This is a genomic window from Paenibacillus vulneris, assembly GCF_039543185.1.
Lineage (GTDB): Bacteria > Bacillota > Bacilli > Paenibacillales > NBRC-103111 > Paenibacillus_S > Paenibacillus_S vulneris.
In genome coordinates, this window is record NZ_BAABJG010000055.1 from 358,135 (window position 1) to 372,309 (window position 14,175).

A 14,175-nucleotide genomic window follows, 5' to 3' on the forward strand; every position below is an offset into this window, starting at 1 on the left:
TCAAAGGCGGACGTAAACTCTTCCGAGGAATACCCCACCTCCATATTTAGCAAAGTTCTCGCAAAACTAGGTTTCCCGACAGACTCAGCACCGCATAGGGTGCTTAAGGTTGATGGCAAACCCGCTCTAATCCGTAATAGCGAACCAATCCATCGTCTGAGATGCCAACAGCTTACGCATCCCCTGGAACTCATGAATGATCGATAGCTTATACTGCTTGAGCGATCCAATCTTGCCTAATAGATCGCTGTCCTTAATAATCATTTTGTAATTATGCTCACCCAGCTCGAGCCGAACATCATCCTTATCCGGGGCCGATTCCAAGTAATACTTCTGCTCATAAGTCATGTTTCCGTTCATATCGGCAAATTGAATAATAAGCTTGCTGCCGTCGTTGTTCGTCTCAAAAAAGCTGTCTTTTTTCAAATCATACTGGAAGTTGACCCGCAGTTGCGTGCTATCCAGCCAGGTGCTCATCTTGCTTAAAGAAATGCTATACTGGTCGAATGCAACATCCTTCAAGCCTGTATTGACAATCGGCTTTTCAATCGGGAGTTCCATCTCCACGGCATTGATATAAGCATCCGCCTTATCCTCCGTAAGACTTAGCCTCTGCTCCGTAACAGATTCACCTACAACCAGCCGCAGCCCCTTCGTATCGAATCCTTTCGGCAGCTTCGACGAGAAGGAAACTAGCGCCTTCCCCTGCGGATTTAATTTCTGCTTTACCTCGCGGACTTTGGTCGGATATAACGCCTCATCCGGCGTTTTCAAGAAGGCGGTCAGCTTCGGTACGGCATTGGAACGCTTCTCCATATTGGATACTTCCAGCTGAACCTCCAGCATATCGCTCTTTCCGTCGGTGTAGGAATTGATTTCGCGGGGAGCGTACAACGTATTTCTTCCCGTTCCTGTAATGGACTGCTGCTGGCCGAAGGCAACAACAGGGAGCTTGATCTCGGATGGCGGAAGCATAAACTGAGCCATATCCTCCACTTCATTCTCGCCTAGTTTATTCTGCAGAACCAGCTTCGTTGCCGCAAAAGGATAGGTATAAGGAATTTTGCCGACAATCTGGAAATGTACGGGTTGGCCGGGAGGAACGCCGACGGCTCTATCGGTTTTTACCGCTTTGGCCTCCACCTTCACCCCTCCGTCCAGCTCATAGTACGCCTTGATGTCCGGAAAGGGAAGCGCGTCCGATTGATGATGAGTCATCGACAAATCCGCACTTAGTACATCCTGATCATCCCACGGCATACGATCGAGCTTCTCCACCTGCAGCTGATATACCCCGTCCTTATTGGCATACTCGACACTGGAGCCGATACTCGGCGGCGCTTGCTGTTCAGTGGAAACCTTAAGCGTCGTTACGGGCAGGTTCAGCTTCAAATCGCTGGTTACTGTCACCGATTGCGTAATGACCAGGTCCCAATGATCCCCGATCGCTGAAGCCGGAAGCTGCGAAGCCTTGAGCTGAAGGTCCAGCGGCACATCGGGCTGAAGCTGCTGCTTATCCCCATTCACCGTAATTTCCAGCGGGTACATGGCCCCATTGGACGCTCTAAGCGAATATTGGTAGCCGGTAAGCTTGGCGGCGGCCTGTCCTTTATTCGTTGCTCTTAATGTCAGCTTAGGCGTAAGGTAAGCATCGTTTTGCAGCGCGCTCCATTTGGTTACCTCCAATGCTATCGGCACATTGCCCAGCATGACGGTCTTGCTGACGGCTTCAGGGGCAAGCACGTCTGCCGACTGATCGGGAAAGCGGATATCGCCGATCGCTTTCTCCAATTCCGTGCTGTTATAATCCCACCGGGTAAGCCGGAACCATAGATCCTGCAGTGCCGTGGCATCATTCACCGGCGCATAGAAGGTGAAGTCGACCTGCTGGCCCGCGGGAATATCCTTCTTCAGCTTGTCCTGGGGGATCAGGTCCGGAGTAAACTCCGCACCTGATGTATTGTATACCTTGACCCAATAGTCAAGGAAGGAAATGGAGCTGTTCTCACCGTTCGTTACGCTCAATGTAAAAAATAACATATTGCCGTTGTCGGATGGCATGACCGCGGCGTTTTTCAATTCAATTTTGCTGTGAGGCGCTATGGAGACGGAGGACAGGCGCATCGTTTCATCGATCTCATCCCTCTGGTAGCTCTCCCCCTGCGCCATGGTGACGGGACTCGGGATGACCCCTGCCGATGCCGTCATGGCTGCTATAAGAAGCAGCAGCATTTTATTTTTTGCCGATAATTTCATGTTCCTTTTCCCCTTTCTCCTCCTCCGGAGGGAGTAAAACGATGCGGCCCTCCTCCACCTGAACCCTTACCTTATTCGATGATTGAACGCCTATAGACTGCAGCATATCGCCCGGTATTTGAAGCCGTCCGGCCTTATCCAGAACCGCGTATTCCACGTGCGAATCTTCCTCATCCGACTGCAAGCCTTGCTCGAGCTCTGCCAGCTCATCGGCATACGATTTGCGCCGGATAATTTCGGATGAGGTTTTGCCGTCACGTATCGCAACGACACGGTCAACCTTCTTGGCTAGCAGCGGATCATGGGTGACAATAACGACCGTTAACCCCATTCTCCGGTTCAAGTCCCGGAACAAATCCAGGATTTGATTCGCCATCTTCGTGTCTACGGAGCCTGTAGGCTCGTCAGCCAGCAGCATCTTAGGATTGTTGGCAAGGGCTATGGCAATCGCCACCCGCTGCTGCTCCCCGCCTGAGAGCTGATTCAGCTTATTTTTGATACGATGGCTTAAGCCTACGGCCTCAAGCAGCTCCAGAGCTCTCTCCCGCTTGCGCTTTCCCTGGAGCAAAATGGGCAGCTCTACATTTTCCAGCGCGGTTAAATAGGGAATCAAGTTTCTGGCATTGTTCTGCCATACGAAGCCCACCGTCTCCCTCTTGTATTTCACAAGGTCCTTCTCTGTAAATTTCAGTAAATCTTTCCCGTCGACCAACAGCTGTCCGGCAGAGGGGCGGTCCAATCCCCCCAGCATGTTCAGCAGTGTCGATTTGCCGCTGCCGCTGTTGCCTATGATGGCCATCAGCTCTCCAGGCTCCACATGAAGATCCAGGCCTTGCAAAGCAACGACTTCCAGATCGGCTACTTTATATATTTTGACGAGGTTATCGCAGTGAATCATGGTTAGTCCTCCCCTAGCTTCACAGCTTGATGAATTTTGATTCTTGATAGCATCGTACCAAGAATAATCAGACCAATGACCAGCATGGTGCTCACGATAATGTACAGCTGAAACTGATCCCTCGGATCAAATGTTACCTGGAATGGGGGCACTTGACTCGTTGATTGCAAGGAAAGCTGAAACATGGGAACAAAGAGTCTGCTTGTCAGGCCGCCTGTAATCAGCCCGATGCCTATAGCCGCTCCGGAGGTAAGAAGCTGTTCGCCAATCAGCATAAAGATGAGCTGTCGGAACGATATCCCCATCGCTCTTAATATCCCGAGCTGCAGCACACGGCTGGAAAGAGACAATATCCAGTACAACAAAAATCCGCAGAAGCTGATCACTATGGAAATGATAAAGCCCAAGGTCATCACACCGTTTATCGCAAGCTGGAACGGATCGTTCTTGGATCGGATAAGCTCCTGCTTGGCGTCGCTAAGCTTCGTGACGGGAATGTTCCTCTGCTCCACCGCATCGTACAGCTCCTGACTGGAAGCGTTAGGCTTTAGCTTCAGCCATACGTCATAGGGCTCCAGAGCCATATTGTTCTGAATGTAAGACAGGTGGCCTACGATCAGCATGGGAGCCAATACTTTTTTGGCTTTGGCATTTGCGCCGGTGCCGGTGCTTGTTGAAGTATTTTTATCGGCATATTTGGGATTCGGATTCCAGGACGGCCAGTAGTCCACAATGCCAAACACGTTAAACATCGTATTTTCGACTCCGTTCCACCCTACATAAATATGGTCACCGACCTTCAAATTAAACTGGTCCGCAAGCGTTTTCGAGATTAGGACAGCAGAAGGGCTTGAGGCCAGCAGGTTCAGGTACTCATAGAAGGAATGGTCGAGAAGCCCCCCGCGAAACCATGCCGTTCGCCCGAAATCATCGGTATCAATCCCCATCAAGGTCGCATTCGCTTTTTCCTTGCCTACGGTGAAGCTCGCATCCTTCTTCGTAAACACTTTGGCGGCCTGCTCCACACCCGGAAGCTGTGTCATAGGCATGAACGGCGGTTCGGAATACTGTATCTTCTTCTTTACCGCCGGAACCACAGGTGCCGTTACCGCAGGGGTCTCCGAGTCATCCGAGCTGGCCGATTCATCCTCCATCTCCATCCCGGGCGGCGGTGCATCGTCTTCCCACTTGATCTGCATGGAGATATCCGCGCCATTGCTGTACATGATCTTCTCACCCGTATTCTTGTTGATGGTTCGGGCAGCGCTTGCGCTGAACAGCCCCGTTGCCAAAGTAACGCTCAAGAATACCATGATGGCTTGATACTGCGTAATGGATCTGCCGACCTGCAGCAGGGTCGAATACAAGGAAGGTGACCACCAGCGCCGGCCCGCCTGATAAATAAACCGGATAATCCATGGATAAATCCGAAGCAGCACAAAGCTCATGCCTAGTATGAACAACGCAGGAACCAGGAACAGCAACGGATCCATCTGCAAATCGCTTGCTTCCAATCCAAGGGACTGCATATCCGCCATGCGTCTCTTGAAATTTTGCAATCCATAGAGCGAAACGCCCAATAGGACTACATCTACGAAATATTTATGCCAAAAGGAAAGCTTGGTTTGACGCGCCATTTGCTGTTTGTGACCGACAATGCTGGTGCGGGTTGCAAAGAGCACGGGAAGCAGAGTCATGACCAGGGAGCACAGGACCGCTATCATTCCGTACTGATACGCTTCGTTATTCAACCGCACGTCCAGCGCCGCACGCTGAACGAATTCTAAAAATCCGTTCGAGGCCCCGAGCATCCGGGTCAGCGTCAAGCCGCAGAATGGACCCGCCAGGATCGCAATTCCGCCCAAAAGCAAGCCCTCCACGACATAGCTCATAATGATTTGTAGCCTGCTGGCTCCCCTGCTTCGCAATACGGCGATTTCCGTCTTCTGGCGGTCCGTAATGAGATTGGAAACCATAAACAAATAATAGGCGAGCATGATCATGACAGGCACGTTCAAGGACCAGAGCATGGTACGCAGCTTCTCTTCCTTGACGAAATACGTGCTCATCGTCTGCAAGGCCGGTGCCTTCATCGAGTAATTCGGGAACTTTCCGCTAAGAAAATCTTCCGTATTCGAGTAGGTCGAGATGAACCGGTTAATGGAATCCAGCTTCATCTGGCTGTAGTCCACCGCGGTGTACCAGATACTGGAGCGCAGCATGAGCTTTCGTTCCTGGGTCACATTCTTTTCAAACCATGGATAAGCGACCAGCAAGCTTGAGTTATAGCTCGATAAAGCATTGTACCAATACACGTCGTCATACGATTTGCGGTCGATCACACCGACTATTTTAAAAGTAAACTTGTCGTTTATCGACTCATCCTCTATCGTGTACTCCTGACCGACCACCATCTTCAGATTCGTCAGCGTCTGATCCACGACGGCTACCTCGATAACACCGTTCACCGGTTCCGCGGAAGGAAACTTCCCGTCAATCATCCTTACATGGTCTTCCAGTCCGCTTAGCGTTGTGATGTCGGCCATCCGTTTGACGGAAGCATCGATCTTGTCCGCATTAACCGGTACCATGTTATATTTGTCCGTGGCTCTCTCGGTCACATAGGATTTGATCGGCAGCTTAAACCGCGGCTGTGCGGTCTTCACCATGTACTCGTCCGCTTCCTGAATCGCCTGCCTGGATTGCTCCGGCGTCATTTCACTGTTCAAAAACACCGACGTCCAAAAGATTCCCGGATACTGCTGGCTGCTATCCTGTAGAAGCTCCAGATCCTTAATCAAGAGACGCTGTAAAATTGCGTTCGTATAAATAGGCATACTGCTCACAAGCCCGACCGAGATGATCAAGCCCAGCAGCAGGCTGAGTTCGAGCCATTTGTTTTTGATCATCTTTCGCATGATCATCACAAGGATTGCCACCAAGCGTCACCTCAATTGTTTAAAATCACCTTTTGTCCTTCTTTGAGCCCTTTGCGGATTTCAACCTCCGTTGCCGATACGATTCCCTTTTCCACATCGACTTCCTTGCGGCTTTCGCCTTCAAGCACCTGCACATAATCGCGTCCCATGTAAGAACGCAGTCCTACTTTAGGAATAATCAGCACATTTTCCCTGCTCTCCGTCACAATGGTGATATCCGCATTCGTCCCGATCGTAACATCTGCAGGAAGCTCATCCGGAACAATGATGATCGACTTGGCGTTTTTATCTGCAATCGCTTTCACATCGGACTGCGGTGCGGTCGCTGGAATTTGGACGACCTTGCCCTTGTATGGCTTGTTTTTAATTTTCAAATCGGCGGTCATTCCGACTTGGATTCCAGTCAGATCGGCTGAGTTCGACGATTCGTAAGCCAGCTTCATCGATTTGGGATCCGATACGGTCATGATCGTCTTATAAGCCGTCACCGCATCGCCCTGCTTGATGGTATCGATGAACGTCACAATGCCGTCCACATCGGATACCAGCTTCGTCCGGCCCAGCTGCTGCCTGAGCATGTCCAGCTGAATCTGCTCCTTCTGTACATCAAGAACCTTGGAACGAATGGTCAACGCGTCACCGCGCTTCTCCTCCTTCGCTTGCTCCAGAGCAATTTGCGCCTTCTCGACCACCAGCTCCTGCTGCTTGATCTTTCCTTCTATTTCTCCTTTCTCCAGTTGCGCTACGACATCGCCTTTTGCAACCTTGGACCCCAATGAGACATTAATGGCATTAAGACGCCCGCCGGATTCCGAATAATACAGATACTGCAATTTATCTGAAGCGAAGGTTCCGACACCGCTGACCTGCTTCGTTATATTGCCTCTCTTGACCTCGTACAGCTCGAAATTTTCTTTGACCGGCTTCACCAGCGGGGGCTGAAGCGCCTGCTCTTCCTTAGGCAGCAGGCTGCACCCCGGCAATGCGGCCAGCACGGATGCCGCCAATAGGGCGGTGAAAAGGGAGCTGCGGCGGCGGTTAGCTTTCTTCGACAATATGTCCATCCTCCAATGCGTACACTTGATCGACAATTTCCATAATCGCCGGATCATGCGTAGTTAAAATAATCGTCATGCCTTCCATCTGAACCAAATCCTTGAATACCTTCATCACCTGCAGTCCCATCCGGCTATCCAGTTCCGCCGTCGGCTCATCGGCCAGCAGCAGCTTCGGTCTATGGGCGATCGCTCTTGCAATGGCGACACGCTGCTGCTCTCCTCCTGACATCTCATAGGGACGATGTTTCATTCTCGCCTTCAAGCCGACGAAATCCAGCGCCTGCTCGGAGTATTCCCGGTGCTTGGAGGAAGGAACGCCGGCTATACGTAAGCCGAATTCCACATTCTCATAGGCAGACATGTAAGGTACAAGCGCAAAGGATTGAAAAATCAGCCCAAGCTGGGTGCGTCTCAGCTCATTGCGTTTTTTGTCCGACATGACGGTGACATCCTGCCCCATAAAATAAATCGCACCTTCCGTCGGACGATCCAAAGCGCCCAGCATATTCAAGAGCGTTGTCTTCCCCGAGCCGGAGCGTCCTCTTAGCGCGACAAGCCGGCCTGGCGGGATGCTCAGATTGGCTCCGCGAAGCGCATGAACGGCTGCCGAGCCCTTGCCGAACGATCGGGTCACGCTTACGGCCTGTATGATCGGCTCGCCCGGGTCATGCTTGATTAACGGAAAATTCATGGCAATTACGTCACTCCTTTAATGAAAGCGTTCTCTATATTAAATGTAAACTTTTCCAGACCATAAAAATAGACACCAATTTGTTAGGAATTGGTGTCTATTTGTTCTGTTCCTCATACTCCTTCGGCGAACATCCGACAATCTTCTTGAAGGTTTTGGCGAATGTCTTGGGATCGATGAAACCGACAGCCTCCGCCACCTCATATACTTTTCGCTCCTTATTGCGCAGCAGGCGCTTGGCCTCCTGAAGACGAATATTCGTTAACGTCTCGATCAACGACTCACCCGTTTCCTTGCTGTACAAATCGCTTAGGTAGCTCCTGCTTAACTTGACGTGGTCCGCAATATCCGAGGTGCTGATCTGCAAATGATAGTGCTCTCGCATAAAGCTCATTGCCTTGCGGACAAAAGGGTTCCGCGAAGCCAATTGAACGTTGGATTGCAGTATTGCAGTCAGATTGGACACTGCCTCCAAAAACCATGCAGCCAGCGATTCCATGGTCAAATGGGACTGCACGGCCGCAGATGAAACATATTGGCGTTCAAACGGCTCCAGATCTGTGTCCGTCTCTTGTCGGGCGAATGCGACAGCCAGTCCCAGCAGTTCAAATACAAAGCTGTAGACCGTATCGGCAGGCGGGTGATTTTGTTCCAGGTGGGCCATCATTTGCCGAGCCCAATAATGCATAGCCTCTTCATTATGACCTGTAATCGCCCGTAACAGGTTTTGTTTTTCCTCCACAGGGAGGGAACCGTTCCATTCCACAGGGGCTGCCGCAGCAAAGCGCGCATCGTCGAAACCGGCATGCTTTCCTCCATAAAACATCCGGTTTCTGTCCGCTTCATGCAGAGCGACCAGATTCTGAAGCTGCTCCCAGCCGCTAATTCCTTGAACCTCCGTCAGGCAATAACGATCCTGACTTAACCCGAACTGTTCCGTTAATGTTACTTCCACATCCGCTAGTCTGCGGCTCCCGTTATCCTCATATAGCAGCAGGGTCCTATGCTCCGTCAGACTGATAAAAGCAAGTGCATCGGGCCAGTGCCAGCTAAGAACGGACAGCTGCGAATCCGGCGTAAATTGAATCATACAGCTGCTTAACGCTCTGCCCGGAGAAAACCACTCCTGCTCCAGAGCGGCATCCCTCTGCCCGCTAAGCCAGCATTTCTGAAGCCTCATTCCCCATTGCGCCTGTCGGGACAGCTGAAGCTGACGCTGCACCTGCTCCCGTACTTCATTCTCCTTCCGCTGCCTGATCAGCGCTTCCTTTGCTTCGACCAGGATATCCACCAGCTGCTCCGGCTCCATCGTAGGCTTCAGAATATAATCGTGAGCCCCCTGCTTCATGGCTTCCTTCACGTAGGTGAAATCGTCCAGACAGCTCAGCACGACTACCGCAGCATCCGTATTAGCCTGGCGGAGACGCTTGACCAATTCCAAACCATCCATTCTTGGCATCAGAATGTCAGTCACTACCAGATCGGCCGGCTCACTCTGCAACCGCTCCCAAGCATCCAAACCGTCGAACGCCTCTCCGCCCCATTGCAGTCCGTAATCCTCCCAGCGAATCATCGTTTTAAGAACTTTGCGGACAATCGGTTCATCGTCCACGATAAGCACTTTCATCACTTTATCCTACCTCGCTTTGATGTACAGGCATGGTCAGACGTATGGTCGTCCCCTGTCTTGGCTTGCTGTTAATATGCATACTATAGCCATCGCCATAGTAGAGCTTGATCTTCTCCCGGATATGACGAAGGCCGATCCCGCTCATCCGTTCCCTCATTGCCGCAGACGTGTGATCAACGGTTCCCCCCGCTTGCGTCATGCCGACTCCGTTGTCCTCGACTTGACAGTAGAGAAGATCCCGAGGCACGTCGAGCCATACTCGAATCGTAATAAGCCCCTCCCGTTTCGCGGGCTCAATACCATGTATGATCGCGTTCTCAATAAGCGGCTGAAGAATCATTCTCGGAACGAGACAGCCATGGGCCAGCGGATCCACTTCACATTGAAGTTTTACCTGCTCCCCGTAACGGAAGGATTGAATCTCCATATAATCATGAATCAATCCGACTTCTTCACGGATGGTGATGAAATCCCCTTTTTTCCCAAGGCTGGCTTGTAATAGACGCACCAGGGAGGTCACCACTTCCGCAATTTGAGGAGTCCTGTGCATTTTGGCAACCCATTTAATCGTATTAAGTGTATTATACAGGAAATGAGGATTTAATTGGTATTGCAGCGCTTCCATTTCCGCTTCTTTTTTTAGCGCTTCCTCCTTCTTGACCTGCTTGATCAGCTCTTCGAGCCTGTTGAGCATCTGGTTATAGCTTTCTCCAAGCTCTCCCCATTCGCGGCTGCTCTTTCGAACCCAATAGGCTTTGAAATCCCCGAGCTCCGCACGATTCATCAAAGCGCGCAAATGCTGCATCGGGCGTGTGAAATAATAGCGGAACAGGAACGCGCTCAGCACCACGGCTGCCAATAGCATCAGGACAACGAAGAACAGCGTTTGCCGCATGGCTTGTCCCTCCGCTTTATCGACGCTCTGCTGCACTTCGATCCTTGAGACCCATATCGTTCCCGGCAAATCCACACTAAGCTGCGACCATATGGATTCATCCTTCCACTGCATTTGGGCGGGCTCGGTTAGCTTCCAATCCGGTTCCTTGGTTTGGGTCGAGGCTTTCCGGCTGTACATCAGCGTGCCTTCCGAGTCGATGAGCTCATTATGCAGAAGCGGCCATTTCCCATAAATGTCCTTCATGATCGAATCCAACGCTACGACCATTTGGATGGTGCCCTTAACAACATTGGACCTGCGGTCCACCAAAGGTGCCATGAAAATAATTTGGTCAGAAGCATCCAGCACGTCATTGTCCATTTCCCTCTTGACAATCATACGGTCCTGCTTTTGAAGCGGCAGCTTCTGGGCATCCAGCATCGGTGACGCAGCTTCCGAATTGGTACACAGAATAAACCCGTTATCGTTTACGGTGATACACATATCCGTAATATAGGGAAGCTGTGAGGTTTGCTGTTTAATGAGCTGATCTGCGTACTCCCTGAGGGCTCTTTCTTCCGCCGAGTCTCTGGCCACCGTTCCCTCAGTCATCCGCTGCAGTACATTATCATTGCCTACATTCCGGGCCATCGCATCCACTTGGCTGAAGGTTTGCTTCAGCCTTTGCAGCGTTTGCTCATGCAGCTGTCCTATCTGACTCGACATTTCCATTCTTTGATTGGACGAGAAAAAGTGCGAATAGAGCACAACCGTACCCGCCACGAACAGGCAGCAGGTAATCGTTATATAGATTAAAATCCGAAGCATAGTCCATCCTCACCCGATAGCGCTCAAATTTTGAAAAAAACCCATGAGCGTATAGCCCACGGGTTTATTCGGCATTAAGGAGTTCCAACTAGCTGCAGCGCTTGTGAAGAGATCTCATCCTTATAGCTGGTCATGCAATTGCACAAATAGTCTTTGCGGCAAATAGGGCAAGGCTCTTTTTGCAATCGGTTGACATGCGTCACAATAGCTTCACCTGTAGCAGGATCCTTTTCAAAAATAAGTCGGCAGGATGTACGATCCTTCAAATTGACCACAATTTCAAACAATCCGTTTTTCGGGTTGTTGCTGACAATTTTGGCATCGACGACTTGTGGTTGATATGCCATTCTTTTCAGCACCTCTCTTATGTAATGTATATTGAATAATAGCCTGTTTTACTTATCCCCGTCAAGTAGATTACCCAGACCGCCGAGAATACTGCCTTCTTCTTTACGTCCGCCTGCTCGGGATGCCGATACGATTCGGTCCGCCAATCGGCTGAACGGAAGGGATTGAATCCATACCCGGCCAGGTCCCTTGAGCGTAGCAAAGAATAGCCCTTCCCCGCCGAAGACCGCGGTTTTGATCCCTTTAACGAATTCGATATCGTAATCCACGTCCTGGGTCATCGCGACCAAGCAGCCCGTATCTACCCGTATCATCTCTCCAGGCGACAGCACCTTCTCACAAATCGCTCCGCCGGCATGAACGAAGGCCATTCCGTCCCCTTCGATCTTCTGCATAATAAAGCCTTCCCCGCCGAAAAAGCCGGCTCCCAGCTTTCTCTGCAGCTCGATTCCGATAGAGACTCCCTTAGCCGCGCATAAAAATGAATCCTTCTGGCAAATCAGCTTGCCGCCAAGCTGCGACAAGTCCATCGGCAAGATATGGCCCGGGTATGGCGAGGCAAAAGACACCCTTTCCTTCTGGTATCCATGATTGGTGAAGACGGTCATAAAGAGACTCTCTCCCGTTAACAACCGTTTACCGGCCCCGAACAGCTTGCCTACGAAGCCTTTGTTCTCCTCACTGCCATCGCCGAAGATGGTTTGCATTCGAATGCCGGCGTCCATCATCATCAAGCTGCCTGCTTCAGCTACGACACTCTCGTTCGGATCGAGCTCAATCTCGACGTACTGCATCTCCGATCCCATAATCCGGTAATCTATTTCATGAGCATTCATTGTGGTAATCCCTCCCATTTTACTATACCATACCTCAACGAACGGCGCATCGGGATCGTTTAATGGGAGTTATTATCCCTCTCCGCCTTGCGTTTTTTTCTTGCCTGATAGCGCTCTTCCGCACTATCGAACAAACGCCGCTCTTCATCGGTTTCCGGGATTACCGCAGGCACCGGCGTCGGTTTCCCTTGGTCATCAAGGGCGACAAACGTTAGGAAGGACGTCGCCGTCGTCTTGCGTTCCCCTGTAAACAAGTTTTCGGATTCCACTTTCACGAAGACCTCCATAGAGCTTCGATGGGTCCAGGATACGTAAGCTTCCAGCATAATAGCCTCTCCGACCTTGACAGGCGCCAGAAAATCCAGACTATCGCTTGAAGCCGTCACGACTCCCCTTCTTGAATGGCGCATGCTGGCAATGGTGGCTATCTTGTCGATATAGCGCATGACAATACCGCCGAACATGGTGCCATGGTAATTCGTATCGGACGGGAAAATAATGTCCGTCATCGTCGTACGTGACATCCTTGCCGGTTTTGCTTCACTCATAGCTGTTCCTCCAGACGGTGGCAAGTGGTGTTCTGTTCTGTAACTTAGTTGTAAATCAGCTTCAGCTTGCCCGCGGCTTCGGCGGCCACACGGCGGGCCTCTTCTGTATCTTCGGCCGAACTCAACGCCACAGCCATTCTTCTGCCAACCTTCGTCTCCGGCTTGCCGAATACGCGCACCTGGGTATTCGGAAGCTTCAACGCTTCTTCTATCCCTTCAATTCTAAAGGTCTGATGCTCCTCAGCCGCTTTTAACGTATGCGATGCGCCAGGCGTCAGCAAGCGGATTGTAGGGATCGGAAAACCAAGGATTGCCCGGACATGCAGAGCAAATTCGGACAAATCCTGAGTAACCATGGTAACCATGCCCGTATCATGAGGTCTTGGGGAAACCTCGCTAAAATAGACCTGATCCTTAGCCAAAAACAGCTCAACACCATAGATCCCTGCGCCTCCGAGAGCATCTGTAATCGTCTTGGCTATGTGCTGTGCCTCAGCAATCTGCTCTTCGCTCATTGGATGCGGCTGCCAGGATTCGATATAGTCGCCGTCCTTTTGGACGTGACCGATCGGCGCGCAATAAGCGGTTCCTGAGACGGAACGAACCGTCAGCAGCGTGATTTCGGATTCAAAATGGATAAACTGCTCTACGATTACTCTTGTTTTCTTGGCGCGTCCGCCCTCCATCGCGTAATTCCAGGAAGACTCCACCTCATCGAGCGAACGGCAGACGCTCTGTCCTTTACCAGACGAGCTCATAATCGGTTTAATGACGCAAGGCGTTCCGATTTTGGCTACGGCTGCCTTCAGCTCCTCCAGACTATCGGCGAACTCGAATTGCGCCGTAGGAAGCTTTAACGTTTCCGCCGCCAGTCTGCGGATACCTTCACGATCCATGGTCAACCGGGCTGCCGTAGCTGTAGGAACGACCCGGAAGCCTTCCTTCTCCAGCTCTACCAGCACATCCGTCGCAATAGCTTCGATCTCAGGGACAATCAGATCGGGTCTTTCCTTCAAAATCAAATCGCGCAGCTGTTCCCCGTCCAGCATGTTGATAACATAAGAACGGTGGGCTGCCTGCATGGCCGGCGCATTGGCATAGCGGTCGACGGCTATGGTCTCGACACCCAGTCTCTGCGCCTCAATGACAACTTCTTTGCCCAGCTCGCCAGAGCCTAGGAGCATCATTCTACGAGCTTGTCCTGATAATGGTGATCCGTACATTGTTATCCTTCCTCTCAACCCTCGAATACTTGCATCCGACTTC

11 protein-coding genes are annotated in these 14,175 nt (G+C 51.2%); all 11 read right to left on the bottom strand.

Annotated features, from left to right (window positions below; genetic code table 11):
• Positions 1–126 precede the first annotated feature (126 nt).
• The gene (locus ABEA66_RS34260; RefSeq protein ID WP_345594726.1) at positions 127–2,256 is read right to left on the bottom strand and encodes a hypothetical protein; all 2,130 of its coding nucleotides are present in this window, start codon (positions 2,254–2,256) and stop codon (positions 127–129) included.
• Complete coding sequence (locus ABEA66_RS34265) at positions 2,234–3,154, bottom strand: ABC transporter ATP-binding protein (RefSeq protein WP_192701569.1); 921 nt, start codon at positions 3,152–3,154, stop codon at positions 2,234–2,236. The genes ABEA66_RS34260 and ABEA66_RS34265 overlap by 23 nt, the downstream gene beginning before the upstream one ends.
• A 2-nt stretch (positions 3,155–3,156) precedes the next feature.
• Positions 3,157–6,078 (bottom strand): ABC transporter permease, encoded by a 2,922-nt coding sequence (locus ABEA66_RS34270; RefSeq protein WP_345595206.1) that lies wholly within the window; start codon positions 6,076–6,078, stop codon positions 3,157–3,159.
• A 26-nt stretch (positions 6,079–6,104) separates the two neighbouring features.
• Positions 6,105–7,148: an efflux RND transporter periplasmic adaptor subunit gene (locus ABEA66_RS34275; RefSeq protein WP_345594728.1), complete on the bottom strand. Its 1,044-nt coding sequence runs from the start codon at positions 7,146–7,148 to the stop codon at positions 6,105–6,107.
• Positions 7,132–7,842, bottom strand: coding sequence for an ABC transporter ATP-binding protein (locus ABEA66_RS34280; protein WP_079909147.1), 711 nt, complete (start codon positions 7,840–7,842; stop codon positions 7,132–7,134). The genes ABEA66_RS34275 and ABEA66_RS34280 overlap by 17 nt, the downstream gene beginning before the upstream one ends.
• Before the next feature lie 97 nt (positions 7,843–7,939).
• Positions 7,940–9,469, bottom strand: a complete 1,530-nt coding sequence (locus tag ABEA66_RS34285) for a response regulator transcription factor (protein ID WP_345595208.1) — start codon at positions 9,467–9,469, stop codon at positions 7,940–7,942.
• A 4-nt stretch (positions 9,470–9,473) separates the two neighbouring features.
• Positions 9,474–11,177 carry a sensor histidine kinase gene (locus ABEA66_RS34290; RefSeq protein ID WP_345594731.1) on the bottom strand — a complete coding sequence of 568 codons (1,704 nt, stop codon included), beginning with the start codon at positions 11,175–11,177 and terminating at the stop codon, positions 9,474–9,476.
• A 74-nt stretch (positions 11,178–11,251) separates the two neighbouring features.
• Positions 11,252–11,524, bottom strand: a complete 273-nt coding sequence (locus tag ABEA66_RS34295; RefSeq protein ID WP_079909144.1) for a hypothetical protein — start codon at positions 11,522–11,524, stop codon at positions 11,252–11,254.
• A 48-nt stretch (positions 11,525–11,572) separates the two neighbouring features.
• Entirely contained in the window at positions 11,573–12,361 is a 789-nt protein-coding gene (locus ABEA66_RS34300; protein ID WP_079909143.1) for a TIGR00266 family protein, read from the bottom strand.
• Between the two features lie 59 nt (positions 12,362–12,420).
• A complete protein-coding gene (locus ABEA66_RS34305; protein ID WP_079909142.1) occupies positions 12,421–12,909 on the bottom strand; it encodes an acyl-CoA thioesterase in 489 nt (162 codons plus the stop codon).
• A 44-nt stretch (positions 12,910–12,953) separates the two neighbouring features.
• Entirely contained in the window at positions 12,954–14,132 is a 1,179-nt protein-coding gene (gene purT / locus ABEA66_RS34310; RefSeq protein ID WP_345594734.1) for a formate-dependent phosphoribosylglycinamide formyltransferase, read from the bottom strand.
• Positions 14,133–14,175 lie beyond the last annotated feature (43 nt).

Excerpts from the sequence above, each read along its gene's own strand:
- ABEA66_RS34280 (WP_079909147.1), bottom strand. The coding sequence starts at position 7,842 with ATGAATTTTCCGTTAATCAAGCATGACCCGGGCGAGCCGATCATACAG.
- ABEA66_RS34295 (WP_079909144.1), bottom strand. The coding sequence starts at position 11,524 with ATGGCATATCAACCACAAGTCGTCGATGCCAAAATTGTCAGCAACAAC.
- ABEA66_RS34260 (WP_345594726.1), bottom strand. The coding sequence starts at position 2,256 with ATGAAATTATCGGCAAAAAATAAAATGCTGCTGCTTCTTATAGCAGCC.
- ABEA66_RS34270 (WP_345595206.1), bottom strand. The coding sequence starts at position 6,078 with ATGATCATGCGAAAGATGATCAAAAACAAATGGCTCGAACTCAGCCTG.
- ABEA66_RS34300 (WP_079909143.1), bottom strand. The coding sequence starts at position 12,361 with ATGAATGCTCATGAAATAGATTACCGGATTATGGGATCGGAGATGCAG.
- ABEA66_RS34305 (WP_079909142.1), bottom strand. The coding sequence starts at position 12,909 with ATGAGTGAAGCAAAACCGGCAAGGATGTCACGTACGACGATGACGGAC.
- ABEA66_RS34265 (WP_192701569.1), bottom strand. The coding sequence starts at position 3,154 with ATGATTCACTGCGATAACCTCGTCAAAATATATAAAGTAGCCGATCTG.
- ABEA66_RS34290 (WP_345594731.1), bottom strand. The coding sequence starts at position 11,177 with ATGCTTCGGATTTTAATCTATATAACGATTACCTGCTGCCTGTTCGTG.
- purT (WP_345594734.1), bottom strand. The coding sequence starts at position 14,132 with ATGTACGGATCACCATTATCAGGACAAGCTCGTAGAATGATGCTCCTA.
- ABEA66_RS34285 (WP_345595208.1), bottom strand. The coding sequence starts at position 9,469 with ATGAAAGTGCTTATCGTGGACGATGAACCGATTGTCCGCAAAGTTCTT.